The sequence below is a fragment of the Mycobacterium gordonae genome, from assembly GCF_002101675.1.
In the GTDB taxonomy this organism is placed as follows: domain Bacteria; phylum Actinomycetota; class Actinomycetes; order Mycobacteriales; family Mycobacteriaceae; genus Mycobacterium; species Mycobacterium gordonae.
In genome coordinates this window covers 1-24,008 of record NZ_LQOY01000142.1, presented here as the reverse complement: position 1 = coordinate 24,008, position 24,008 = coordinate 1, and the positions used below count along the sequence as shown (strand labels likewise).

Annotated in this window: 17 protein-coding genes and 4 pseudogenes; 11 read left to right on the top strand and 10 right to left on the bottom strand. The window is 64.1% G+C overall.

Annotated features, from left to right (window positions below):
- Positions 1 to 886 (bottom strand): PE family protein (locus AWC08_RS19950; RefSeq protein ID WP_142283691.1); only part of this gene is annotated, 886 nt, incomplete at its 3' end.
- Between the two features lie 398 nt (positions 887 to 1,284).
- On the opposite strand from AWC08_RS19950, the gene AWC08_RS39680 reads away from it, so the two are divergent.
- From AWC08_RS39680 to AWC08_RS19915, 8 genes and pseudogenes are all read left to right on the top strand, one after another.
- Positions 1,285 to 1,608 (top strand): DUF3263 domain-containing protein, encoded by a 324-nt coding sequence (locus tag AWC08_RS39680; RefSeq protein WP_083271305.1) that lies wholly within the window; start codon positions 1,285 to 1,287, stop codon positions 1,606 to 1,608.
- On the top strand, positions 1,554 to 4,109 hold the full coding sequence (locus AWC08_RS39135; protein WP_069434668.1) for a PE family protein: 2,556 nt from the start codon (positions 1,554 to 1,556) through the stop codon (positions 4,107 to 4,109). Before AWC08_RS39680 ends, AWC08_RS39135 begins: the two co-directional genes overlap by 55 nt.
- Positions 4,110 to 4,462: 353 nt before the next feature.
- Positions 4,463 to 4,528: pseudogene (locus tag AWC08_RS38395) on the top strand (hypothetical protein); the annotation flags it as partial.
- 214 nt (positions 4,529 to 4,742) lie between these two features.
- The gene (locus AWC08_RS19935) at positions 4,743 to 4,946 is read left to right on the top strand and encodes a helix-turn-helix domain-containing protein (protein ID WP_069434669.1); all 204 of its coding nucleotides are present in this window, start codon (positions 4,743 to 4,745) and stop codon (positions 4,944 to 4,946) included.
- A 215-nt stretch (positions 4,947 to 5,161) separates the two neighbouring features.
- Positions 5,162 to 6,361, top strand: a complete 1,200-nt coding sequence (locus AWC08_RS19930) for a DUF3631 domain-containing protein (protein WP_069434670.1) — start codon at positions 5,162 to 5,164, stop codon at positions 6,359 to 6,361.
- A complete protein-coding gene (locus tag AWC08_RS19925) occupies positions 6,358 to 6,849 on the top strand; it encodes a hypothetical protein (protein ID WP_069434671.1) in 492 nt (163 codons plus the stop codon). Before AWC08_RS19930 ends, AWC08_RS19925 begins: the two co-directional genes overlap by 4 nt.
- A gap of 225 nt (positions 6,850 to 7,074) precedes the next feature.
- Positions 7,075 to 7,398, top strand: coding sequence for a DUF732 domain-containing protein (locus AWC08_RS19920; RefSeq protein ID WP_085088135.1), 324 nt, complete (start codon positions 7,075 to 7,077; stop codon positions 7,396 to 7,398).
- Positions 7,399 to 7,651: 253 nt separating this feature from the next.
- Positions 7,652 to 9,538, top strand: coding sequence for a serine/threonine-protein kinase (locus AWC08_RS19915; RefSeq protein WP_083271434.1), 1,887 nt, complete (start codon positions 7,652 to 7,654; stop codon positions 9,536 to 9,538).
- A gap of 478 nt (positions 9,539 to 10,016) precedes the next feature.
- On the opposite strand, the gene AWC08_RS36655 is transcribed toward AWC08_RS19915, so the two are convergent.
- Together AWC08_RS36655 and AWC08_RS38390 are read right to left on the bottom strand one after the other, a co-directional pair.
- Positions 10,017 to 10,181 (bottom strand): hypothetical protein, encoded by a 165-nt coding sequence (locus AWC08_RS36655; protein WP_156803210.1) that lies wholly within the window; start codon positions 10,179 to 10,181, stop codon positions 10,017 to 10,019.
- Between the two features lie 114 nt (positions 10,182 to 10,295).
- Positions 10,296 to 10,643 (bottom strand): annotated as a pseudogene (locus AWC08_RS38390) (hypothetical protein); the annotation flags it as partial.
- A 221-nt stretch (positions 10,644 to 10,864) separates the two neighbouring features.
- On the opposite strand from AWC08_RS38390, the gene AWC08_RS19905 reads away from it, so the two are divergent.
- Positions 10,865 to 11,338: a DUF488 domain-containing protein gene (locus AWC08_RS19905; protein WP_069435495.1), complete on the top strand. Its 474-nt coding sequence runs from the start codon at positions 10,865 to 10,867 to the stop codon at positions 11,336 to 11,338.
- Here AWC08_RS19905 and AWC08_RS19900 read toward each other — a convergent pair.
- From AWC08_RS19900 to AWC08_RS19870, 6 genes are all read right to left on the bottom strand, one after another.
- Positions 11,335 to 12,123: a hypothetical protein gene (locus AWC08_RS19900; RefSeq protein ID WP_069435498.1), complete on the bottom strand. Its 789-nt coding sequence runs from the start codon at positions 12,121 to 12,123 to the stop codon at positions 11,335 to 11,337. The two genes, AWC08_RS19905 and AWC08_RS19900, sit on opposite strands and share 4 nt — an antisense overlap.
- A 113-nt stretch (positions 12,124 to 12,236) precedes the next feature.
- Positions 12,237 to 13,916: an ATP-binding protein gene (locus AWC08_RS19895; RefSeq protein WP_142283689.1), complete on the bottom strand. Its 1,680-nt coding sequence runs from the start codon at positions 13,914 to 13,916 to the stop codon at positions 12,237 to 12,239.
- A gap of 51 nt (positions 13,917 to 13,967) precedes the next feature.
- Positions 13,968 to 15,146, bottom strand: coding sequence for a hypothetical protein (locus tag AWC08_RS19890; RefSeq protein WP_069435233.1), 1,179 nt, complete (start codon positions 15,144 to 15,146; stop codon positions 13,968 to 13,970).
- 289 nt (positions 15,147 to 15,435) lie between these two features.
- Positions 15,436 to 16,713: a hypothetical protein gene (locus AWC08_RS38385; RefSeq protein WP_232008119.1), complete on the bottom strand. Its 1,278-nt coding sequence runs from the start codon at positions 16,711 to 16,713 to the stop codon at positions 15,436 to 15,438.
- A gap of 239 nt (positions 16,714 to 16,952) precedes the next feature.
- Entirely contained in the window at positions 16,953 to 18,383 is a 1,431-nt protein-coding gene (locus AWC08_RS19875; protein ID WP_069435234.1) for an ADP-ribosylglycohydrolase family protein, read from the bottom strand.
- A gap of 292 nt (positions 18,384 to 18,675) precedes the next feature.
- Positions 18,676 to 19,284: a recombinase family protein gene (locus AWC08_RS19870; protein ID WP_069435236.1), complete on the bottom strand. Its 609-nt coding sequence runs from the start codon at positions 19,282 to 19,284 to the stop codon at positions 18,676 to 18,678.
- A 458-nt stretch (positions 19,285 to 19,742) separates the two neighbouring features.
- On the opposite strand from AWC08_RS19870, the pseudogene AWC08_RS37435 reads away from it, so the two are divergent.
- Positions 19,743 to 20,546 (top strand): annotated as a pseudogene (locus tag AWC08_RS37435) (serine/threonine-protein kinase); the annotation flags it as partial.
- A gap of 300 nt (positions 20,547 to 20,846) precedes the next feature.
- A pseudogene (mycP, locus tag AWC08_RS39130) lies at positions 20,847 to 23,102 on the top strand (type VII secretion-associated serine protease mycosin); the annotation flags it as partial.
- Between the two features lie 384 nt (positions 23,103 to 23,486).
- On the opposite strand, the gene AWC08_RS39125 reads toward mycP, so the two are convergent.
- The gene (locus AWC08_RS39125; RefSeq protein WP_264074885.1) at positions 23,487 to 23,729 is read right to left on the bottom strand and encodes a helix-turn-helix domain-containing protein; all 243 of its coding nucleotides are present in this window, start codon (positions 23,727 to 23,729) and stop codon (positions 23,487 to 23,489) included.
- Positions 23,730 to 24,008 lie beyond the last annotated feature (279 nt).

Below are 24,008 nucleotides of genomic sequence, written 5' to 3'. Positions count from 1 at the left end.
GGGCTTGGTTGGTGCCGCCGGCCCCACCGTTACCGCCATGCCCGCCGTGCCCGCCATTCGCACCGGCTCCGATCACTTGGCCAGGGGGCAGAGTTCCGCCGTACCCGCCTGCCCCGCCGGCCCCTCCAGCTCCGCCGGAACCGCCGAACAGGGAAAACAGCTGCCGGTTGGCCCCGCCGGTCCCTCCGTTCCCACCCTGCCCGCCACCCCCGAACGGTCCGGTGATGCCATTGCCGCCGGCCCCTCCTGCTCCGGCTGGACCACCGCCGAGCCACCCGTTGGCCCCTCCTGCCCCACCGTTTCCGCCTGCGGTGCTGGAGATGGGTTTGCCGTTTCCGCCCGCCCCGCCGTCACCACCGTGGCCCCACAGCCCCGCCGATCCGCCGTTCCCACCGGCCTTCCCGAGCGCGCCGGACCCCCCGTTGCCGCCGTTGCCTATCAGCCACCCGCCGTCGCCGCCGCTTTGCCCGGTTCCCGGCGCCCCGTCGGCTCCGTTGCCGAACAGCGGGCGCCCCGTCAGCATCTTGACCGGGTCGTAATTGAACAACCCGGTGGCTTGGATTTGACCGACGATGCTCGTCAGCGGGTCCGCGACGGCCGCCGCACTGGCCGCCTCCGCGGTGGCATACGCCCCCGCTCCCGACGTCAACGCCTGGACGAATTGCTCATGAAACAGCGCCGCCTGCGCGCTGAGCGCCTGGTACTGCTGGCCGTAGGCGCCGAACAACGCGGAGACCGCAGCCGAAACCTCGTCCGCACCCGCCGCCAGTACCGACGTCGTCGAGCCCGACGCCGCCGCGGTGGCAGCCTGAAGCTCCGAGCCCAAACTGGCCAAATTCTGCGCAGCCGCACCAACGAACTCTGGTGCCACGCTCACAAACGACATGGTGTCCAACCCCTCAGCCCCACAAAAACCACATACGGCAAACGCCTGCTGGCGTCGGTCATGCAATGTTGCGGTTTCCCACCGCGCGTGCGGCAGGGGCCGAAATACCCAATCGGTGGTGGCGCTCGGTGGCTACGGAACCTCTAGCGGGGTGGGATTTCTGCCGACGGGCAGCCACCATGCCGCGACGCTATAGCGGCAAGCGGTGAGAACAAAAGAGAGAGTGGTCAAATTTGTGGAGCTAAGGGGACTCGAACCCCTCTCCTGACCAGGCAAAATACAAGTTTACCTGGCGTTTTGTTCCGTTTCGTTCCATTTCGGTCCCGCTCGTTACCTGCGGTTATGGTTTCGGGTCTTGACGGCGTCAAGAGCGTCTTGGCCCAAGGTGCGAGCTTTGCCTGAAGCTGGTCCGGTATTACCAGCGCCTCCGACCGCTCCACGGAACCGAAGCTGCGTTAGCTTATTGCCCGGAGCTGACAAACCGCCTCAGGCGCATTGTATCCACGGAGCGAACCGGAGATTCGTGGACCGAAAGTTCGTTTCCGCCGGGCCAATTAGTTTCGGGCAAACGGACTAAACCGGCGCAGTTGGCAGCGCGGCGACGATACGATCGGCCGCCTAAGAGAATCGTTAAGGCGCCAAACTGCTACGGCCGGGGGGTATCGGGGTGTCATTCGTGTTTGTATCGCCGGATTTGCTGGCGACCGCAACGACGGAGTTGACCGGGATCGGCTCGACGATCAACGAAGCATCTCGAGCAGCGGCCTTCGCGACAACGCAGCCCCTTGCCGCCGCAGCCGACGAGGTATCGACGGCAGTCGCGACACTGTTCGGTCTGCACGGGCAGGAGTATCAGGTGCTCAGCCGTCAAGCCGAGGCCTTCCATGGACAGTTTGTGCAGCTACTCAGCGGGGCTTCTGGGGCGTACGGGACCGCGGAGGCTGCAAACGCGAACCCCCTGCTCGCGCTGCTCAACGCGCCCACCGAGGCGTTGCTGGGACGTCCGTTAATCGGTGACGGCACCGATGGCGTGGCGGGAACGGGCCAGAACGGCGGGGCCGGCGGGATCCTGTTCGGCAACGGCGGAAACGGCGGATCAGGTGCGGCCGGTCAGACAGGAGGGCGAGGCGGCGACGCAGGTCTGTTCGGCAACGGTGGGACCGGCGGCGCTGGCGGAACCGGAACGCTCGGCGCTTCTGGGGGTTCTTTCACCGGCGCATCCGGCGGTACCGGTGGTGTTGGCGGTGCCGGTGGCGCAGGCGGCGCGGGCGGCTGGTTGTTCGGTAACGGCGGCATTGGCGGACAGGGCGGCCAGGGTGGTACCGGGGGTACCGGTGGCACAGGCAGTAACGGTGGGATTGGAGTGGCCGGCGTATCTAATGGCATCGGCGGCGACGGAGGTGACGGTGGCGCCGGCGGTTCAGGGGGTGCCGGTGGGGTCGGCGGGGCAGGGGGTCGCGCCTCATCATTGTTCGGTCAGAACGGGGTGAGCGGCACCAATGGAATTGGTGGCACTGGCGGCAACGGCGGGGAAGGTGGCCACGGTGGCACTGGTGCCGCAGACAACGGGTTGGGCGCCGGCACGGGTGGCCACGGTGGTACCGGCGGCGCCGCTGGAACTGGTGGCGATGGCACAGGTGCCTCGGGCACCGGCGGGACCGGAGGTACAGGAGGCGACGGCGGGGCCGGCATGCAGACCGGTACACCTGCTGGCTCGGCGGCCGTCGGTGGATCCGGGACCCCGGGCGGCCACGGCGGCCATGGCGGCGACGGCGGTGCTGGCAACGGCGGCATCAACGGCGACGGCGGGACAGGTGGCCGTGGTGGCGACGGTGGTCAAGGCAGTGCCGGTTCCGCCAACACCGGCACCGGTCTCGGCACTGGCGGCAACGGCGGTGACGGCGGCGCCGGTGGTAGCGGCGGCGATGGAGGAAACACGGGTACCGGCGGAACGGGTGGCACAAACGGCACCGGCGGCGCCGGCGGCCAAGCCGGAGGCGGCGGCAAGGGCGGCACCGGCGCCGACGACACCGGGACGGGCGCAGGTACCGGAGGCGATGGTGGACGTGGGGGTACCGGCGGAATGGGTGGCGTCGCCGGTCACGGCGGAACGGGAGGCACTGCCGGAACAGACGCTGTAGGCGGACAAGGCGGACAAGGCGCCCAAGGCGGTAACGGCACACAGGGTGCCCCTGGCACAAGCACTAACGGCAATGGAGGCCAAGGAACCGCCGGCGGCCACGGCGGCCATGGCGGAGCGGGCGGCTCCGGTCTCGGTTCAGCCAACGGCGGCCATGGCGGAGTCGGCGGCACTGGCGGTACCGGAGGCGACGGTGGTGCGAGCGCCCTCGGCCCCATCTCCACCCCAGGAAACGGAGGCGCGGGCGGTACTGGCGGTATCGGCGGCACCGGTGGCGACGGCGGCGCAGCACTCGGGACAGGCAGCACAGGTAGGAACGGGGACGGCGGCGTCGGCGGCACCGGCGGGAATGGAAGCAAAGGCGCTGACTCCACCGGAACCTTCGTCGGCAGAGGCGGCATGGGCGGCGCCGCCGGCAATGGCGGTGCTGGCGGCATCGGCAACGGCACAGGCAATGGCGGAATGGGTGGAACAGCGGGAACCGCCGGGACAGGTGGGAAGGGCGCAGATAATGGCTCTTACGGAGGTTTCGGCGGTGAAGGTGGATTCGGCGGAGTCGGCGGTGCCGGTGGCGCGGCCACAGGTTCAGGCAACGGCGGAGATGGCGGAGCCGGCAGCATGGGTGGCCGAGGTGGTGACGGCGCAACCGGAGGAAACTCCGACTTCTTCACTTCAAGCACGCTCGCCAGCGGTGGTTTCGGCGGGAACGGCGGAGTCGGAGGCTACGGCGGTACAGGCGGCGCCGCCCTGGGATCTGGCCACGGCGGCAATGGCGGAGCCGCCGGAAATGGGGGCCAAGGCGGCAACGGAGGCGCCGGCGGCAGCAGCATCTCCGGAAACACTCCGGGCGGCAGAGGTGGAACGCCAGGCATTGGCGGCGCAGGCGGCAACGGCGGTGACGGCGGCTCTTCGGTGAGCGGCGCAGGCGGTAACGGAGCCAGGGGCGGAATTGGCGGCCCCCCAGGAACCCCGGGCGCCGGAGGGGCCGGCCTTCCCGTGGGTCCGACGGGGTTCCCGTCGGGTAGCGGCATTTCGGGCAACACGGGACATGGCGGCAGCGGTACGCCACCCGGCCAGCCTTAACTCTGGCAGCCTGCGCGACTTAGCCGCCTAAAGCCCTGGTGCCGACTATCACTCGGTGGGAGGCAGCCACCTCTCGAAGTATCAGGAAGACATTCCCGACTTAAGGCGATTTCCAGCCCTCACCTGGTATGGCCGCCAGGCACCATCGAGCTCGCCTCGCTGAAGCTCCCCGACCGAGAGCGTGGCTGACGGATTTACAGTCCGCTTTTCCCGGTGTTCGCCATCCCGAAGCTGCGTTGACTGTTCAAGCAACCGGCAGGTCAGCTTGTTGGTTCTGTTGGCTAATGAAGCTGTACTGCGGACGGTTGGCGATCCGTCCTTTGGCGAGCACGATTGATTTTGCACCACCCCAAGCGGCCCTCCGGTATCAGCACGCCGCCCAAGGCCGGAATCGCGAAATCGCTGCTCTGCTCAGCAAACGACCGACGGCCGTTGACGTTTTCAGACGTTGTTGGCGAGTCTTGCGTATAGTTGTCACCAGCCCGCTCCCACGAGCGGGAGGCTTTCACGAGAGCTGCGCCGTCATTTAGTAGGACGTCCGCCCCGGCGCTGGGCGCCGTGACAGCCTGAGGGCAGGTGCCTCCGTCCTGGGGCTAGCCGCTTCCACAGTGTTTTGACCTGTGGAGGTTTGGCATGCCAAACAGCAAATTCTGTTCCTCACCCGAGCGAGAACACCGCTTCGCTCGGATCAACGCCGCCGCCGCCTACCTGGACGTGCACCCGGCCACGATCCGAAAGTTGATCGACGACGGCAAGATCCATGGCTACCGCAACGGGCAGCGATTGCTGCGGGTTGATTTGAATGAGCTGGACGCTCTCATGGCCGGGGAGGCGTGAGCCAGTGGTCAAGGTCGCCGAACCATCCTGCCGCCGTCGCTGGACGTCGATAAAGACGATAACCCGAGAGCGTCTGGTGATCGCCGTCATGGGCGAGACGGGAGAACCCCAGCGCAGGATCGAAATTATCCCAGCGCCGCTGCCCGCCCGCCGGCGTCGTGCCACGCCAGTCCCCACACCCACTCCGGCGCCCCAGCCGACCACGGAGCCCGAACGTGTACCAGCTCATCGGTGATCTGCAGGCGCAGCTTGAGGATCTGCTACGCCGGGACGTGAAGTACGACCTCACCCGGGAAGAGGGCGCGGCCGTGCTGGACCTCTGCGACGATTTCGCTGCCTGTTACGTGGCCTATGACGACGTGTACCGCTGGGCCAACGTGCTGTGGGCGGCACACACCTACCTGATGCCGTGCTGGTACTACACTCCGCGACTGCTGTTCATCAGCCCTGAGTCGGGCTGTGGCAAGACGCGGGCGATGACGGTGACCGAGCACCTGGTGCCCAATGCGAAGCGATCCGACAGGATGACGGCGGCGGCGGCTACCTACTCCATCGAGAAACAGCGCAGGATCAACGGCAGTCAGCCGGCGCTGCTTCTGGATGAGATGGACACACGGTTCGGTGAGGGCCGCAGCGATGAGGACATGCGTCAGATCATCGACTCTGGATTCGAGCGGGGCGGCGCCGTCACGAAGACTGTCCGGGTCGATGGGAGGTACGAGGCGTCCGACTTCGTGGTCTACGGCCCGATGGCTATCGCCGGGAAGATGGACATCAACCAGGTGCCCTCCACGATCCGGACCCGGTCCATCGTGATCCAGATGCAGAAGCGGGCGGCCGAGGAGAAGGTGAAGCGGTGGAACAAACGCCGCAGCCCGAAAGAGGCTGAGCCGCTTCGCAATGCCCTAGCCTGCTGGACGGAGCTCATCGCTGAGGAGGCTGCGAATTACGAGCCCGAGATGCCCGAGGGCGTTGAGGACCGTGATGCCGACCTGTGGGAGCCGGTGGTCGTCATCGGCGATCTGGCCGGTGGTCAGTGGCGGGATCGGGCACGTGTAGCGGCTGTAACAGGTGTAGCGGGTTTGGCCAAGGCACCCAGCGAGCGAGTGCTGCTGCTCAACGACCTCAAGCCGGTGTACGCCAAGCACCACTGGATCGACCTCTACACCGCGGAGATCCTCGCCGGTCTGGTCGAGGTGGATGAGCGATGGGCCAAGCTCACCGGCGTCAAACTGCGGAACGAGCTGCACACCTTCGGGGTAGCACCCGAGCAGTTCCGCCGCGGCGGCAAGAACGGCGAGAACGCCAGGGGCTATCGCTACGCCCCCTTCCCCAACCTGTGGCGGCGCTATCCGCTGCCGAAGCCCGTTACACCCATTACACCTCAAACACCTGATCAGGAGCAGGCCAAATGACCGACGAGCACCCCTTCGGCAACGAGGTCGGCGAGTTGGTGGATGTCGTCTACGCGCTGAGAACCTTCGTGATCCGGGGCGGCCAACCGCAGTCGGTGGTGATGGATGCCGGTCACTGGGACGAGCAAGGTCAATGCACGGCGACCTGCCTCGCCCCGACCGAAGAAGGTGTCCCACCCCACGAGGCTCCCGGCGAACACTGCAGGTGCGGCATCTACGGCACCTTCACCCTGCGGACCCTGCGCCGGCAGTACGGAGCCCAGGCCCGGTGGATCGTGGCGGTGATCCAGTGCGAGGGCAGTGGGTCACGTGGTCCGAAAGGCATAAGGGCCGCCAGGGCCACGGTGGTGGCGTTCTGGTGCCCCCAGCCCGAGAAGGACGACGAGGACCACGAGGACGACATCGCCGTGTGCTTGGAGCGGTTCCCGCATGCCCGCCAGTACCACAGCGACCTTGCCATGGCGCTGGCTTACCGACTGGGCGCGTAGGTATCCGGGCCGGCCGGCTCCACGACGACCAACCGCCGCATCACCGCTAGCGTCAGCGACCCCACCCTTACCGCAAGGGCCGCGTGGGTTTTGGGTGACGATGCCGGGAACCGCGGCAACCGGTGTTTCTGGTGGGAAATGATAAGGCGAGATGGCATCACTGACGAGGCCCGCGAAGGTCAAAAGTCTCTCCCGCGGGGCGCCTGACAGGCGCACCATAGGCATATGAAGACAGCGATCCTCGCCATCGTGATTGCGGTGCTACTACCAGCAGCTACCGCACAAGCCGATAGCGCTGACGACCAATATCTGCAACTCCTCGCAACACACGGGGTAGCAGGCCCACCGGATCAATTGATTGCGGATGGCCACCAAGCCTGTGATGCGTACGGCCAGGGCGGCTTCGGGATCGGCGTCAGCCCGCGTCAGATCGCGCTGATCAATCTCAATAACACCCTGCAGGCACAGGGACTTTCACCACATGACATGAGCCAATTGGTGCTCGATGCAACCCGAGCGTACTGCCCGCAATATGCGCCGCCGCAGTGACGGAGTGATGGTCTCAGATCCGATCTGAAATCGGTATGAATTCCTCTCCACGCCATTTCGACGGCAATGCCACCGGCCGACCAAGCCCTCATTCATCTGGCCGTAGACCTGGGTATGTCCCTCAGCGAACTCAGCGAGTTGCGGCGCAAAGACAATGATTTCGCTGACGGGGACGTGCGCTGAGGCCGTGGTGAAGGGCTGGCATGTCGCAGTCGCGATAAGGGAACCGACCGGTTGTTCGTAGGATCCGAGTATGCCGCTGAGCGAAGGGGACGTTTTCGCCGGCTACCGGATCGTGCGCCTACTCGGGTCGGGAGGGATGGGCGAGGTCTATCTTGCCGAGCATCCGCGCCTGCCACGCAGGGACGCGCTCAAAGTCCTCGCGGCCGAAATTTCAGCCGACGCTGACTTTCGGGCACGCTTTAACCGTGAGGCCGACCTGGCCTCCACCCTGTGGCACCCCAACATCGTGGGCGTACATGACCGCGGCGAACAAGATGGTCAGCTATGGATCTCGATGGACTACGTGAACGGCTCCGATGCTGCGCATCTGCTGAGTGAACAGTTTTCGCAGGGTATGCCGCCCCATGAAGTCAGCAAGATCATCACCGCCATCGGCAGTGCTCTTGACTACGCCCATGAATGCGGACTGCTGCACCGTGACGTCAAGCCGGCTAACATCATGATCACCGCCAATAATCAGCGAATCGTGCTAGCAGACTTCGGGATCGCGCGCAGTCTCGACGACATCAGCGGCCTGACGGCGACAAATTTCACCGTCGGCACCGTGGCCTACGCCGCACCAGAACAGCTGACAGGTGAGGAACTCGACGGGCGGGCCGACCAGTATGCGTTGGCTGCCACGGCCTACCACCTGCTGGCAGGCAGGCCACTGTTTCACCATTCCAATGCGGCCGTCGTCATCGGCCGACACCTCACATCGACGCCTCCCGAATTGGCACAAACCCATCCGGAGCTTCGCGCGCTGGATTCCGTCTTGGCGGTCGCCTTGGCTAAACGACCCGATCACCGGTTTGTGAGCTGCACAGAGTTCGCCCGGGCCTTCGCGCTGGCCAGGGTCTCTGGAGCCGGCCCTAGAAGCGACACGCACGACCCGGCAATGCTGGCGACCAAGCCCACCACAGTGGTGTCAGGAACGAACCCAACCGAGGCTGACGCTGACAACCAAGCACCGTCAACGGGTAAGCCCAAGAGTGCGTCCCGGCCGGCCTCGACACCGAAGGAGAAGGTGGACACGGATCGACCCGGAACAAACTTGCCGATAAGCCAGCCGCCGCAGCCACGCGCAAAGTCGCCGAAGCCGTCGCCGGGCAGGACGAGTGCCGGGAACGTGTCCCGACCGGCCTCGTCGCCGAAGGGGAAGGTTGGTGCGGATCGGACCGGAACAAGCCAGCCGAAAAACCAGCCGCCGCGGCCGCGCGGAAAGGCGACGAAGCCGTTGGTGCGCAATGAGAGTGCACAGGAGACGGATAACCGTCCGCGTCGGCAGCGTGACAAACCCGGCCAGATTGCTCTTGCTATCGCGATCGCCGCACTCGTGATCACCGGAGGCGTTTTGGCTGAGCGATGGGTGTCCGCTGATGCGGAGTCGGCTGCGAAGCGATCACCCACGGAATCGACACCATCCTGGTCGCAACCGGGGCCAACAACCCCGCTGTCAACGCGAACAATTACCTCAACTACGACCACCACCACGCTCAGTGTCGCCGTCAACACCATTGACGCCGCCGATTACGAGTTATCCCAATATCCCGGGTACTACGAATGGATCTACACATCCGCACCGATTACGCGCAAATGCATCATCTTTCCACGCCACGACAGTCAAGTCCCCGGCGGCGTGGAATGCTCTGTCCCATTTCCTCCGGACACCCCCCACGTCAGCATGCCCCCCTTCGAAGGCGTCCCCGATCACGTCAGCCTCGTCCCCCCGGACGGACCGAAGAACACCATCTCAGAAGGTTGGCCGCCCGGGGGAAAGGTGTTGCCGCCCATGAGCCGAATTGAAGTTGGCGACTACTCTTGCACATCGCTGCCCAAAGGCGGAATCGACTGCAGTGGCCCCACCGGCGGATTCCGATTCGAAGACGGCACGCTCACCAAACGCAGCACCCGCTGAGCTGAGCGTCAAACGCATTGGATGTCCTTGTCGGAAGGCCGTGTTGGCTCAAGTTGTTGGGGAGTTTAATCACTCTACGGTCTTGGTGGCCGAGCCGGCAGTAGCTTCACCACGCGTTTGGATACGTCGTCGGTGACATAGATGTTGCCGGCGGCGTCACCGCCACTCCGGGCACCAGGGATCTGGCTCTGCCTCCGTCGCTTGTGCCAAGGATCGAGGCGCACTTGCGCGAGCACGTGCACCCGGGGCGCGAGTTTTGGTCAGTTCGGGATGCGGACCGTCATCTGCCGCCATCGGTGGTGCACCAGATGTTCGTGAGCGCTCGCGCCATGGCTGGGCGACCAGACCTGCGGATGACGGACCTGCCGCGCTCTGGGGTCAAGCTAACAGCGGTCGACAAGCCAGCGTGACACCCGGCCCGACCGCTGGGTCGCGAGTGGACGCAATCGGGTAGAGCGCACCCGCTCCGAAGCTAGCTTTAGCCGTCGGCGCGTCGTAACCGGTGCTTGGCCGCGTCGTCGGCGAGTCCATCGCGGTCTACGCCATCGGGCTGCTGTTCCGCCTGTGGGTCGTCGCGGCCGGGCACCATGGTGGCCTGAGGGTACCCATCGGTGACAGCGGGGATGACCTGCGTCTTGTCCATGTCAGTCGGTCGTGCTGCTTCGCGGGTGACAGACGGAACCTGCGTCCTGTCGCGCTCGGCGGAGGCGTCTACCCCCGAGCGTGGTGGCGCTGACTCGGGGCGCGGGTGCTGTCTCATCTGCCGAAGTTGACGCATGGTGGACTCCACCCGGCGTACCGCGTGGTTGCGGGCCTCGTCGATCAATCGCGCCTCGGCCTCACGCCGCGTCGCATACTCCTTTCCTGCGCGGCTGATGGCTCGTAGATCGTCGTTTGCAGAAGTTGCGATCCGCTGAAGGTCGACCTTCAGATACTCCGCAAGCGTCGCAGTCTCCCGGTGCCCGGGCGATAACTCGGCAGGCCACAGGCCACCGATCACCCACGGTGTGCAATCAGGTGGAGCGCTGAAAGTGGGCACCGATAGCGATTCCTGGGTCGCTCTCCGCAGCCGCTGACGCGGCGAAAGCCGACCGAACATCCCCACCGGGTAAGAGTAACTGCACCTGTCCTCATGCCACGGTCCAGCGCATTTCCAGCCGAGGTTTCCCTTTTTCAGCAGCGCTCGTTCTGGGCGAATTCAGGTTAAGGGCGATTGACCACTTCCAGAGCGATCTCATCGGCCGCTCTCGATCACCACGCGACCGCAAGGGGAACATAGCCGGGGTTCGGTCCTATGCGCCACCGGAGGTAATGCACCATAGGATCATGGGCATCTCTCACGCGAACGATGCGCGGACCACCGCAGCAGGGACCCTGGTCAGCATCGGCTACGAGGGCAAGACCGTTGGCGACCTCGTCGCGCAGCTGATCGAGCAGGACGTCCGGGTCCTCGTAGACGTACGATTCACGCCACTCAGTCGCAAGCCCGGGCTGTCGAAGACGAAACTCGCCGCTGCTCTCCACGCCGCGGGTATCGATTACGTGCACCATCGCGCCCTGGGTAATCCGAAGGACAACCGCGCCGGGTTTCGTGCGGGTCAGCCCAAGTCCATTGACCGCTACCGCGAGGTGCTCGACACCGTAGCTGCAACCGAGGCTCTCAAACACGTCTGCGAGCTCTTGGACGGTGGCGCTGTCGCGCTGCTGTGCTTCGAACAGGACCATGCTGAGTGCCACCGGAACGTCGTCGTCGATCGCGTCCTCAACACCCGCCCCAACGCCGCCGTAGTGCACGTCTAAAACAAGGTGTCCTCGATCTTTGGGTACCAGACTCCAAGCACCGAGAACGATCGGCGACGACGATTCTGGTTTCCAACGTAGAAGTGGAAGTCCCGGTCTGGCGACAGCATCTCGTCGCGCCACTTTGTCAGTAGCGCTTCCCTTGCACCGGCGTCGCCATATTCTTTCAGCCACCGTCTGCCTGCCTGTCCAGCTTCCCAGTCGAGCACCTTTTGGTCGTGCCCTTTGCAGTTCGCCGAGGCGCAGCGGTACCGGAACCGGACCGCGTACGGAGCAGGCTCCAATGGCGTCAGCGAAGTGCCAAACAGGTCGGGCACTGACGCGTTGTTGATCTTCGCCTGCTCCTCGGCGGTCCAGGGTTCGCCGTCGACCACGATTGCCGAGACATCAACTGGTTTGATGAGGCCGAGAGACGGTGAGGGCTTTCCCATTCCGCCAATTGGGTTTGCGTCGAGAAGCTCGCACATCGTGGTAGCGCCGATAAGACCGTCGAGGATCATCCTCCGCCGTTGCCAATTGCTGCTGGTATCCAACCGCTCCACGTGCACTAGCTCGTCCTGGCGCGGTCTGAACGATTCGGGTCGGTTGTCGTTGGCCTGGTGATATGTGCCGTTGACCCGGATGATCTCGTACTTCTTGAACTGGCTGTCGAAGTCGGCGTTGCGGAACTTCACCGGGTAAAGGCGGATCCACTCGGGCTGGCCGCGGTCGAGTCGGACGCCTGCCACGCAGACGGTCTCGCCGTAGGTTTCGCTCGGGTTGGGGTAGGTCTTGACGGTGATCATGACCTCCGCGGTGTCCTCGCCCGGCCGCGGCGGCTTCACCCGAGCCGCGCCGGGACCGTCTCCCTCGTCGCTCTTCCATCGGGGTAGATTAAGGGCCACGTCAGCTAACATCCTCACGCCCGCTTGGCGGTGTCGCGGATGTACTGCTCGATCCGGGAAGTCAGTGACTGCATCCCAAGCGCCTTGGCGTAGAGCGCGGCGGGCGTCTTCAGCTCCTCGACCTGCTCGGGCGCCAGCTGCCACTTCTTCTGCGCGTTGGCGTCAATGATCGTCGCGGCGTACTCGACGCTGAACGCCGACTTCACCGCTGCCTCGATGATCGAACGCTGCATGCCGGGCAGCTTCTGGACCCATCGCTCCACTTCCCGGACGTACGGCGGGAACTGCTCGTAGATCAGGATCTTGTTCTGGGTCTGGTACCACGCGATCCCGTAGGGCTCGATCTCCTGGTCGGTGAATTCCACCTGAGGCGTTACCACTTTCAGAGTTGGCGTGGCCGGCTGGTCGCCGTCCGCGCTGCGTTCCGGCGCTGGCTTCTTCTGGGGCTGTGATCCGCCGGCGCACTCCGCCGAACTCTTCGGATCCCGCTTCGGCAGCGCGTCGCCGACCTCGGTGCCCACCCCGGTCTCGACGCCGCCGCTACGCTTGACGCGCACCGGGCTTAGATTCTTGAACCACTCCGGGTCCAGCGCCTTGGCCAGCTCAGTGTCGAGAACGGTGGGGTTTACCGTGACCTCCGAGAGAAGATCGTCGATCTCCGCGGGCATGTGCTCGGCGAAATAGGCGCCCAGCGTCTTCCACGGGATCGTCTTGCGGCTATCACCGGGCAGGATCACCCCTGAGCGGGCGGTGTCCTGCTCGGCGCCGGTCACCTCGATGAGCAAAACCACCCGGCTCTGCACCGAGGGATAGATCACCCCGAAGTCGCCGAGATAGTGACGCGAGTAGTCGAACACCTCGTTGCCCACTAGCAGGCCAACGCCGCCGGGCAGCACCTCGCGGGCCGAGCGCCGGTTCTGCTCGTCTGAGGGGGGCGGCAGGATCCACCACCGCATCACCCCGGACATCGCGGCGACCCCGGCGAACTCGACGTCGCCGCAGTCCTCGCCGTGGGTGTTGAGGTACTCCGCCATCGGGACGACTCGGCGCAGCTGGGCTCGGTCGGCGTGGGACCCACAGTGCTCGACGAACACTGTCACGTCGCGCTCGCCGAGGCGAAAGTAGCGCCGCGACAGGAACTTGTGGACCTGGTAGCTGGTCGAATTGTCCCAGGTGTTGTGCCGGCCGTAGCCGTGCAGGACCACTGCGGTGCCGCTGGATTCGCCGTCGAGGCGGGCCAGGACGGACGTGTCGGGCAGGTACTGCTCGATCTTGATGGGGAAGCCCTCCGCGTCGGTGGAGTCCCACACCCGCACGCCGTACTGGCCCCGCTCCTTATGCAGGATCACCGCGGTCTCGGTGCCGTCGGCGGTGCGGCAGGCGAACTCTACTCCGGCGGGGTTGGCCGGGAGCGATGCAATGCGCGCGCCGACGCCGTAGTTGGCCGCGGTGGTTCCGCAGTGCAGGTGTGACATCCGGTCGATGAGTTGCTCGCCGGTCATGCCGCTGCCGTTGTCGGTGATCCGGGCAAAATTACGGGTGCCAGCGGCGAAGCCGTCCACCACCACGCGGGTCGCGCCGGCCTCGATGCCGTTCTGCACGAACTCGCGGAACATCTGCATGGGGTCCATGCCGCGGGCCTCGCGCTCGATCCACAGGGCGGTGCCTTGTGGATCGTTTACCAAAGATCTCATCTATGTCCTTTCCCGGCCTGGCGGCCGTTGGTAGTGGGGTGTGCGTGGTGGTTAGCGGCGGCGACGCTGCTTCTTCTGCTTCCCGGACGCGTTGCGGGCCGCCGCGCGACGGTGGGCCTTGTTGAGGATCTCCATGGCCGCCGCGACCACAGCGGGGTCGCCCATAGCGGCCTCTAGATCGGATTGGCGTACAAACCCGACGTCGTTGCACACCAGGCCACCGACGACGTAGAGCAAGCGTGCGTCTTCCGTCAGGTCGGCATCCAGCACACCCTCGCCCTCGATCATCCGCATGATGTGGCGGCGCCGTTCCAGGCTCAAATTCGCCTTAAAACCCCCTTCGTGATCAGCAGTTTCGGTGTCCTTCGCGTTGGTCGGGAGGTTGGGACCCGGCGCGGCTCCGCGGCGGCCCGACTTGGTCGGTGCGAGGTAGCCGCGTCGGCGCGCCAGAGCGATCCAGTCACGAATGGTTGCCTCGGGGCGGTCGAAGATCTCCGCCATACGGTTGAGAGAACCACGGCCCCGGCCCGCCTCCCAGATGTAAGCCTCGGCGACCTCGATCAGCAGCTCGTCGCTGAGCTCGGGCCGCCCGCGGCGGCGCGCTCCGATCGCCGACGACTTCTCAAGCGCTCGCCGCTGTTCCTCGGTCAGCTCGTCGGCGGCCATATTGCGCCCCGCCTCCCCGGGTGGGGGAATGAGTTGGACACCTTCGGTGCGCCACGATTCGTCGGCGAGGCGGCGCTGGGTCCGGGCAAGGATCTCGCCGATCGGAATGCGCCGCAGGACGTCGGAGGTGATCAGTGCTGGCGGGTCCTTGCTGTCGAACTGCTCGGGAGTCTCCGGCGGCACGTAGTGGTCGAATCCGTCGGTGTAGCCCCAGTCCGGGCGAAACAGTTCTAGTTCGGCGACCTCAAGGCCCTGGCCGCGGTTGACCAGGACGGCGTACACGGTCACGGGAAGCTGTTCGCTGTGATAGACGACATCGCACACATATCCTGGCCCGCGTGGCTTCTCCTTGACGTAGGTCTCAAGGCGATCACTGGGCCAGTCCTCGTCCGAGTCGAGATCCTCTGGGGTCGCCACGTCGTCCTCCCGGGGGCCGAAGCCCATGTCGAAGAACGATCCCTTGGTGAGGTCCAAGAGCTGGCGGGTCCGGCTGCGGCTATAGGACAGATCACGGATGGAGAGGTCAGGGTCGTGGATGAAGTCGACCGGATCGTTCTCAGTCATGAGCCCAGATTAAGTCAGTAGGTCCGCTAGAAAGCGGGGAAAACCTGCCGAGTTACCCGGCGGAATAAGTCAGCGCAAACCACCAGGCGCGGCCCGGCTCGTTCACCCGCGCCGCCGCTGGTTCACCCGCACCGCCCCGTCGAAATCCCATCAGCACCATGCTTTCGTGGTTGAATCTCCGGGGGGGTTTCTTCGTCAGATCACTCACTTGATCACGCGACAATCGTGGTCACGAACCGCGCAGAAGCATCGGCCGTTTCCGGACGAACGCGCCGGAGAGCCTAGCGGTCTAAAAGCACTCTCCGCTGTGCGTCAGAAAGCAATGTGGGCACGCCTGCTGCGAATCCCGGGATTGTGGCGCGTCGCCGGCGCCGAGATGCACACTGCCCAAGGGCGTGTGTTTGACGGCGGGGTCGAGCTGTCGTAGCTGATTCAATCGGGTCATGATGTGCTGAAGCAGCTCAGGAGTCAGCCGGTAGTTTAGAAGCTCCCGGTAGATCGCGGCCTGGTTCACAGCGTCGGACGGTGCGGGTACAAGCTCGTCATCCAGGACAAGACCTACGAGCCTGCGGATATAGGCGATGCTTTCGGCGCGACATGGCTCACCGGCGGCGCCGGCCTCCTTCGACATTTCCGCGTCGGTGAGCCCGCGCTTCATCCCGCTAAGCACCTTGGCGTAGCGCGTTCGTTGGTGGGCGAGCAGGATCCGTTCGATTTCGGCGGCGAAGGGCGGACGTGCATTCGTCTGCCTCGACGTCAGATCACCCGGCGGATGAGGGCTCGAGTTGCTTGCCGCCGGGCGGCAATTGGTTGTTGATGGCGTCTGGGCTGAAGGTCCGGCCGCCACAGGCGCGGGCTGCGTCGCGCAGGCGCGGGTGTGTCCGACTTCGAGGAAGGCTTGGGTGGCAGCGATGCCGACTACGACCTCGTTACGCGCGGCGCGGTCAACCTCCAAATGCATGCCAAGCTCAACAATCCTGCCATCGCGCGGATGCCAGCGCCGATTCGGATTGGTCCGTCCCAGGATTGCGTCGAGCGAGTCTATAGTCTGCTTCCAGAGGTTCAGCCAGTTCCTGCGAGCACCAACCACAAACGACAGTTCCAGCCTGACGGGGCCTGCCGGAATCTCTGACTCGCCCGCGACCGCGGCGTAGATCTGCTCCTTGAACGCTACCGACGATGCCGACGCTGTTGTTGTCGCGACCAGCACGCCTGTCGACGGCGGCGCAACCTCCCTGGCAGCGTCGATGCGCACAAACGACTGCTCGCTGGTCTCCTTTGTGCACCACACCGACACCAGGCCAGGGTCCCTCAGGTGGTAGGCGAGTGGGTACGCAAAGTTGTCGAGGTCAGATGCGTCGAGTAGGTCTCGGGTGGCCGGAAGCCCAACGTCAAGTCGGAGCGACCATGGGCCGTCGATGCGTGCGGCAGCGAGAAGCGCTTCGGTGTCATCCAGATACGCCCGCAGTCGAACTTGGTCTGGATCGCCGGCCTTGTTCCACGAAGCCAGCCGTGGCGCCACCCTGAGTTGGAGGGCGTTGTTTTCGGGACGGGCAAACCAGCGCATCGCCATAAGTTAACGCGGCGCTCCGACAAACCGTCGGATCTGCGCCGCCCGGCACTCGAGACGCCCCCCTTGGGGGCAGCAGTAACGCCGGCCTGCGTAGGCAGGGGGAGGCGCCCCCGTCGGGGGCAAGCAGTAATGCGCGGCCCGCTGAGTGTGGTGCCCCCATTGGGGGCAACCAGCCGCGAGCAGGTGGTTAGTCGACCCCCGGCGGGGGCAGTGCGTGTTTCACATCGGGCAAGTTATGGCGCCAATCGCCCAATCGCCGCTCGAAAGTCACTGTTCGGCCACGCGTCTGGCAACACTGCAGTCACCTGTTGAAGCGCCAACGCCCCACTAATCCCAAGCTTGCGCGCTCCGTAAAGTGCGGCCACCGTGGGTGTCCGACTCTGACAGGCCACACAATGCAGGAGCACCTTGCGGCCTTCGCCGCGCAGTTGCTCGATGACGCGCACCGTGTCAGTCAGCACAAAATCCAAGTTGGAGTTGGCGTCCGGGCCGACGATGTCGATTAATCGGATGTCGATCTGCTCGACGCCCGGTGGCAAGTCCTCGTCTTTTACCCGGCACAAAGAAACCACAGCCTCTACACCCGGCGGAACACTCTGCAACGCTGAAACATCTCCGAGCCAGACCCCATCATCGTGGGGATGCCGAACCGGTGTCATCCCGGATGGCGCGTAGCCGAAAGGCTTGTCCGCCTTCACAATCCTGGTGGCTAGCGTAACGAGATCGCGGCTTCGCATCCCAGGCCAGCCGTGCAGCACCCGACGCCAGTCTGCCGGAATCGCTGAGGCCCCATAGACAGCGCCGAGCAAACCGCCTGCGATAGCCGCGACGGTGTCAGTGTCTCTCCCACCCCGCACTGCAGCGTCGAGCGCCTGGCGCAGGTGGTCAGCGCGGAAAACGCCTCCTGCCGGGTCATCCTGAGGAACAGGGGTTGTCGCAATGGCGCACCACGCTGCCTGTAGGGCTTCGACCACCCAGCCGTTGTTGGTGAAGTCCGACGAGGTCGACGACTCGGCGCCTTTGAGTCGCGAGTCCCAAAGATCGCGGCGCAATTCGTCGATGTGCTGCAGGCCAATTCGAGCGTCTAACTCACCACAAAGGACGGCATGCCTAATCGCGGAGCACCACAAGACGGAAGCGTCACCGGCCTCGGGGTCATAGTGCGTCAATTCGCTGACGGCACGGGCCGCTTCGACCAGTGCCGCCTCGTCGTCGAGGTAAGCCAGCGCTACCGGTGCAGTCCGCATTAATGAGCCGTTACCGGCGGTACGACCCGTCTGCTCATGCAGCCGGGCGGACTCTTCGCGTGCTGTGGCCGCTGAGATCACTTGTCGGCCTGCTTGACTGAGCACTGAGCGGGTCTGGATGCCCACATCTTTGGCACGTTGGGACCACTCGTGCCATCGCGTCACGACGGCATCGAGCGCTTTTTCTGTGCGCAGATCCATGCCCGTGGCGGCTACCTCGGCGATTGCGATGGCCATCGAGGTGTCGTCGGTCCATTCGCCGGGTGCCCAGCCGAACCCGCCGCCTCCAACCATGGCTACTTCAAGGCCTGGACCACGTGGCGGGCCGAACTCATACGGCGCACCCAACGCATCACCGGCGGCGGTCGCTAGCAGTACGCCGCAGGCGCGGTCGAGCTGAGCGTTTGTCAATTTCATAAGCGCAGTTTCCTTTCTCCCACCGACAAGGGCAGTGAGGTCAAGATCCGACGACTCAGGCATATAAGACCGGACGGTGGACCAATGACGGCTTGCGCCGTTCCCCTCGGCTGTGCCGCTCGAGTCGGCCTAGGTGTCGGGTAACGGCGGATCGTCGCTGAATTCAGCTGCCCTGTAAGCAATGTCAACCCACGGAGGCAGACCAACAGCCGCACGCAGAATGTTGACTGCGCGCAAAGGGTCGTCCTTCGGCAGCACGTAATAGCGGTTTACGTTCGACATCGCTATTCACCTACACCCCAACCTCTTCAGAGAAGTAGCGGTACATGGTGGCGCGGCTGACGCCCAGGTACTTCGCGATGTCGCGAGCCGTATGGCCCTCATCTCTCATCCTCATGGCCGTGGCGACGTGGTTCGGGTCGATGACCTTCCTACGCCGCCCGAACTTCATGCCCTTGGCAAGCGACATCTCGCGTTTGAGAGCGGTGCGTTCCTTGACCAATTCGCGTTCGTATTCGGCAAGCGCCCCCAGAACCCCGATCATCATGCGGCCAGCAGCAGTCGACGAGTCAATGCCGTCGGTGGTCGAGATCAGCGTTACGCCGCGGTCTGTCAATGCCTTGACTGTCTCCAACACGTGAAGGAGATTGCGGCCAAGCCGGTCTAGCTTCCAGACCACGACGCTGTCGCCCTCGCGCACATAGTCCAGCAGCGCACCAAGACCAGGCCGGTCATCCCGAGCACCAGACATAGTGTCGGAGAAAGTCTTCGACACACCAGCCGCTGCGAGCGCCGAGGTCTGTTGTTCCAACGTTTGGGCTACTGTGCTGACACGGACGTACCCCACACGCGTGCCACCATTATCGCTGCAGCTTTGCTGAGCACCTTCGAATTTGGTCATCACCTTAAAAAACAAGTTTGACGCGGAGTGTATTCCAATCCAGGACGCTCGATCTTGTCACTTCTGTCGGCGGCACGTGAGATCTGACCCCGGCGCTGCCGCCGGGGGGTCAATTTTCAGCCGCCGCCGACAGCGGCCAGCCGCCTTCTTCTGGTCATCAGAGACTCGCTAGAAGGTTGTCGCTATTGGCGGCGTGCGTTCGTTTCTTGGCTCGCAACAGCCTTTGTGCGAAGTCCATACAAGATATTACGAACCCGAATGTTGGTAGACGCGCACCCACCCATTCACCGCTGCGAGCTGCGCAGGGGCCGCCACAACTGTTCCTGCCATGTCTCAAAGCTGCTCACCGCTGTTACCTTGAGGACTGCCGCCGCCAGTACATCGCTGTGGTTTGCGAACTGAGGGAGCTTGGAAGCTAAATTCGATTCGAATCCCTCGGTCGCTTCCTACTGCTTAGGATGCACCTCATGCCACTGAGCGCGGGGGAAACCTTCGCGGGTTACACCATCCTGCAAATGCTGGGTTCTGGCGGCATGGCCGAGGTCTATCTCGGTCAGCATCCTAGGCTGCCACGGCGCGACGCCTTGAAAGTCATGTCCGCGGCAATAACAACGGACAACGAATTCCGTGAAAGATTCCACCGCGAGGCAAACTTGGCCGCGACGCTGTGGCACCCGAACATCGTCGGCGTACATGATCGCGGCGAGTTTGAAGGCCAGCTGTGGATTTCGATGGACTACGTCGACGGCACCGACGCCGGGCGACTGGTGAAAAGCCGCCACCCGGCCGGTATGCCGATGCAGGACGTCTGCGCCATAGTCACCGCTGTTGCTGACGCACTGGACTACGCCCACAAACGCGGACTGTTGCATCGCGATGTCAAACCCGCCAATATCTTGCTCAGCGAGCCCGAGGACGGTGGGCCACGCATCCTGTTGGCCGACTTCGGTATTGCACGGCCACTCGGCGACATAAGTGGACTTACCGCAACCAACTTCACCGTAGGCACACTGGCCTACGCCGCGCCCGAGCAGTTGATGGGTGCAGACATCGATGGTCGCGCCGACCAGTACGCGTTGGCTGCCACAGCTTTTCACCTTCTCACCGGTGCTCCGCCGTTTGAGCATCCCAACCCAATTGCGGTCATCGGCCAACATTTGAATGCCACCCCCCCTGCACTTAGCGACCGGCGCCCAGACTTAGCGCACCTCAACCACGTTTTTGCCACAGCTCTGGCCAAAGATCCCACCCACCGTTTCGGTCGGTGCCAAGCCTTCGCGAAAGCCCTCAGCGCTAGGGTCGCCACAGAGACGGACAAAGACACGGATTACAGCAAAGAGCTCAGTGCCACCGTCGCTGCGCATCTCGGGGAATCGCCCACATTAGCCGTAATTCGGGAACCGGACGGCGCATCCGCACGGTCGGGGCCAAACAGCTGGAAGGGAGCGAAACGAACTCTGCCGCGACCTACCCCGCGGTCGCCATCAGACAATGACCCGCGCTCGTCGGCCGTGAAGCAGAAGCGGCGCGTGCGTTCACGGGTCTTCCTCGGGACGGCAGTAATGGTGGTGGTCGCCGTCATCGGCGTCATTGGCTACCTGATCGCTCCGAAGGAGCGCAGGGGCGCGCCTTCATATTCCGCGACAAGTCCTGGGACATCGTCATGGCTGGTCTGCGACACGGTGACCGCGACTCCGATCGGGGAGGCGCCATCCCCGGTGGTGGTGACGGTAATCGATGGCACCCCAGATCTGTCGGATCGTCGGCGCGTACTCGACGGCTCTGACGCGGTGGTGCTGAGCCACGGTGGCGATGGGTGGGTTGTCCGGGAGGGACGCCGGTCACGCATTGATGCGGCGAACCTGGCAGTGCTGTTGCCTTTGGGCTTGACGCCTGAAGAGGTCAAGCAGGCGCGGCCGATGAGCCGCGCACTCTATGATGCCTTGCCGGTGGGGCCGGAACTGGTAGTGCCAGAGGTGCCTGATGCTGGCAGTCCGGCGAAGTTCTCCGGAGCGCCGGCGCCAGTAGGAGCCGTGCTCGTCACACCGCAAATTAGTGGTGCCCGAGAATATTCGTTGGTCTTGTCCGATGGCGTGCAAACCATTACGCCGACCGTGGCGCAAATCATGCAGAACGCGGCCACGCCGGGAGGCAGTTCGCCAGTGGTGGTGGCGCCTGCGACGTTGGCCAAGATGCCGGTGGTCCAGGCGTTAGATCTGTCGGCCTATCCCGACAGTCCGCTCAACGTGGTCAAGGTGGAGCAAAACCCCACTACTTGCTGGTGGTGGGAAAGGCCCTCCGGCAAGAGTAGGGCTCGCGTGCAGGTGGTGTCGGGGTCCACTGTTCCGGTGCGTGACACGAAGAAGGTGGTATCGCTTGCGAAGACGGATAACTCCGGCGACGAAGCCGACCGCGTCTATTTCGGCTCCGAGTATGCCAACTTCGTCGCGGTCACCGGCAATAATCCGGGCGCGGTGACGACTGAATCGCTATGGTGGCTTTCTAATTCCGGTGTGCGATCCGGCGTTGACGACACCCGCGAGGCTCGTACGGCCCTGGGATTAACTTCTACACCCAGCCCAGCGCCCTGGGTGGCGTTGCGACTACTAGCACCCGGCCCTATGCTCACACGCGCGGGTGCACCACCCACGACCTTAGCACCAGGCAACGCGCTCAGTCCGCCCAACATCGATCCCGGCGCTCTACCGCCCGATGGCCCGCCGGCGCCTGCGGAGCCTATGCGGCAGTTTGCGTACTGCACCGAAGTTGGAGTTTTGCCGGGCACCGACTTTCGTGTGCAGCCGAAATACATGGAAATGCTCAACTTGGCTGAAGCATGGGCTTTTGGCCGCGGGGGCGGAGTAAAGGTTGCCGTCATTGACACTGGGGTCAGTCCCCACCCAAGATTCCCGCACCTGGTTGGCGGTGGTGACTATGCGATGGCAGGCGGTGATGGGCTGTCCGACTGCGACGCCCATGGCACGATAGTGGCGTCGATGATTGCCGCAGCACCGGCACTACCACCGCAACGAGGTCTGGACGCTTTCAGCGGGGTGGCTCCAGATATGGATTTAATTTCGATTCGCCAATCTAGCCAGGCGTTCGGCCCAAGGGATTCACCCACCGGCGGCCCCGATCCACGGGCCCGCGCGACAATCGACGATGTCGAGACCATGGCGCGGGCGATCGTGCACGCCGCCAACATGGGCGCTTCGGTGATCAACATCTCCAATGTGTTGTGCATGAGCGTGCGCAACATCGCCGATCAGCGCTCGCTCGGCGCGGCGGTTCGCTACGCCGCCGTCGATAAGAACGTCGTCATCGTTGCGGCTGCCGGCGACACCAGTAAGAAGGACTGCAAGCAGAACCCGACCTTCGACCCGGTGCAGCCCGGCGATCGCCGCGACTGGAGCGGGTTGACAACCGTGGTTACGCCGTCCTGGTTGAACGACTACGTCCTGACGGTAGGCGCGGTAGATTCCACCGGGGCGCCACTGACCAACATGAGTGTGGCCGGGCCGTGGGTGTCGATCGCCGCACCAGGCACTGACGTCGTCGGCTTATCCCCGCGGGACCAGAATCTGATCAATGCGGTTGATGGTCCAGACAACTCATTGCTGCTACCAGCCGGCACCAGCTTCGCGACCGCGATCGTCTCCGGAGTAGCGGGACTGGTGCGTGCCACGTATCCGCAGCTGTCGTCGCACCAGATAATCAACCGGTTGATCCGCACCGCGAGACCACCTGCTGGTGGGGTGAACAACCAGATTGGCTATGGTGTCATCGACCCAGTCGCAGCGCTGACCTGGGATGTGCCCGACCCCGGCCGTTAAACATCCCCTGGAAAAGGCGGACAGGCCCCAAGTTTGGTTGACTCCTGACCTGTGAGGATTCGTCCTTGCTGGACGGATTTCATGAGGGGAGTTTCCTCTCTCCCTCCGACAAGAGGGTGTCCAAGATGCGACGACTACGGCATTAAGACCAAACGATGGCCCCGCAGCGGCTGTAGCCGTTCCTCTCGGCAGTGCCGGCCGAGTCGGGCTAGGTGCCTGGTAACGTGATCGTCGCTCAATTCCATTGCGGTGTAACCGATTTCGATGAAACAGTACGAGGCCCGCAGCGGCACGCAGAATGTTGGCTGCACGTAGTGGGTCGTCCTTCGGCGGGACGTAGTAGCGGTTTCCCTTCGCATCGCCATTCGCCTACACTGCAACCTCTTCAGAGAAGTAGCGGTAGACGGTGGCGCGGCTGACGCCCAGGTACTTCACAATGTCGCGAGCGGAGTGACCATCATCGCGCATCTGTTTGGCCGTAGCTAGACGATTTTTGTTGGTCTGCCTGTACTCCAGTCTTTGGCCTCCAGCAGGCGCGTCAAACGGTCCACCGGTACTCCCTTCCGACCCCTGCGTGAACGCTGAGCAACGCGTCTGCCTCTCCTTGCCCACCCCGACGTTGAGCAAGTACTCGAAAAGGCGAAATTAGATACTTCCTAAAAACGCGACGCCACAGCCGTAACCTGATGACTGGCCCTGTTGGGTTCATAGGTGGGATTAGGCGGAATCATGAAGAAATACTTTGGTAAAGCCTTCGCGGTAGCGCACGCATGCGGAAGTGCAGCAAGAAGGAAACGACTGTTTGTTGGCGGTCTGTCGGCGGACATGAAAAACTGCCCACTGGCGGACATGAAAGTGCCCAGTAGCGGCCAATAAGAACTGCCCACCGGC